This window comes from Calidifontimicrobium sp. SYSU G02091 (genome assembly GCF_022631395.1).
Lineage (GTDB): Bacteria > Pseudomonadota > Gammaproteobacteria > Burkholderiales > Burkholderiaceae_C > Calidifontimicrobium > Calidifontimicrobium sediminis.
The window spans coordinates 1-1,673 of the sequence record NZ_JALBGB010000070.1 but is presented as its reverse complement, the minus strand read 5'-3'; the positions used below and the strand labels follow the sequence as shown (position 1 = coordinate 1,673).

At 70.7% G+C, this 1,673-nt stretch carries 2 protein-coding genes; both read left to right on the top strand.

Annotated features, from left to right (window positions below):
• Positions 1-3 precede the first annotated feature (3 nt).
• Positions 4-753, top strand: a complete 750-nt coding sequence (locus MOJ79_RS18775) for an electron transfer flavoprotein subunit beta/FixA family protein (RefSeq protein WP_241925528.1) — start codon at positions 4-6, stop codon at positions 751-753.
• Positions 754-1,673 (top strand): electron transfer flavoprotein subunit alpha/FixB family protein (locus MOJ79_RS18770; RefSeq protein WP_241925527.1); only part of this gene is annotated, 920 nt, incomplete at its 3' end.

Below are 1,673 nucleotides of genomic sequence, written 5' to 3'. Positions count from 1 at the left end.
CGCATGAAGATCCTCGTCCCCGTCAAGCGGGTGGTCGACTACAACGTGAAGGTGCGGGTGAAGTCCGACGGCAGCGGTGTGGACATCGCCAACGTCAAGATGAGCATGAACCCGTTCGACGAGATTGCCGTCGAGGAGGCGGTGCGGCTCAGGGAGAAGGGTGCGGCCAGCGAGGTGGTGGCGGTGTCGTGCGGGGTGGCGCAGTGCCAGGAGACGCTGCGCACGGCGATGGCCATCGGTGCCGACCGCGCGATCCTGGTGGAGACCGACGTCGAGCTGCAGCCGCTGGCGGTGGCCAAGCTGCTGAAGGCGCTGGTGGAACGCGAGCAGCCGGCGCTGGTGATCCTGGGCAAGCAGGCCATCGACGACGACAGCAACCAGACCGGGCAGATGCTCGCGGCGCTGGCCGGCTGGCCGCAGGGCACGTTCGCGAGCAGGGTCGAGGTCGACGGGCAGGCGGTGAAGGTCACGCGCGAAGTCGACGGCGGGCTGGAGACGGTGCGGCTGGCGCTGCCGGCGGTGATCACGACCGACCTGCGGCTGAACGAGCCGCGCTACGTGACGCTGCCCAACATCATGAAGGCCAAGAAGAAGCCGCTGGACGTGGTCAAGCCGGCGGATCTGGGCGTGGACGTGACGCCGCGGCTGAAGACGCTCAAGGTGGCCGAGCCGCCCAAGCGCGGCGCGGGCATCAAGGTGCCCGACGTCGCGACGCTGGTCGACAAACTGAAGAACGAAGCCAAGGTGATCTGAATGCCCGTCCTCGTCATTGCCGAACACGACCACGCCTCGATCAAGGGCGCGACGCTGAACACCGTGACCGCCGCGCGCCAGTGCGGCGCCGAGGTGCACGTGCTGGTGGCCGGCCACCAGGCTGGCGCCGCCGCGCAGGCCGCCGCGCGCATCGACGGCGTGGCCAAGGTGCTGCACGCCGACGGCGAGGCCCACGCCCACGGGCTGGCCGAGAACCTCGCCGCGCAGGTGCTGGCGGTGGCCGCGGGCTACAGCCACATCCTGTTCCCGGCCACCGCGGCGGGCAAGAACGTCGCGCCGCGCGTGGCCGCGCTGCTCGACGTCGCGCAGGTCAGCGACGTGAGCAAGGTCGTCAGCGCCGACACGTTCGAGCGGCCGATCTACGCGGGCAACGCGATCGCCACGGTGCAGTCGGCCGATGCGGTGAAGGTGATCACGGTGCGCACGACCGGCTTCGACGCGGCGCCGGCTGAGGGCGGCGCTGCCGCCGTCGAGAGCGTGCCCGCAGTGGCCGCGAGCGACAAGGCGCAGTGGCTGGGCAGCGAGATCGCCAAGCTCGACCGCCCGGAGCTGACGGCGGCCAAGATCATCGTCAGCGGGGGCCGCGCGCTGGGCAGCGCCGAGAAGTTCACCGAGGTGCTCACGCCGCTGGCCGACAAGCTCGGTGCGGCGCTGGGGGCCAGCCGTGCGGCGGTCGATGCGGGCTACGCGCCGAACGACTGGCAGGTCGGGCAGACGGGCAAGATCGTGGCGCCGCAGCTGTACATCGCGTGCGGCATCAGCGGGGCGATCCAGCACCTGGCGGGGATGAAGGACAGCAAGGTGATCGTGGCGATCAACAAGGACCCCGAGGCGCCGATCTTCGCGGTGGCCGACTACGGCCTCGAGGCCGACCTGTTCACCGCCGTGCCGGAGCTGGT

Excerpts from the sequence above, each read along its gene's own strand:
- MOJ79_RS18775 (WP_241925528.1), top strand. The coding sequence starts at position 4 with ATGAAGATCCTCGTCCCCGTCAAGCGGGTGGTCGACTACAACGTGAAG.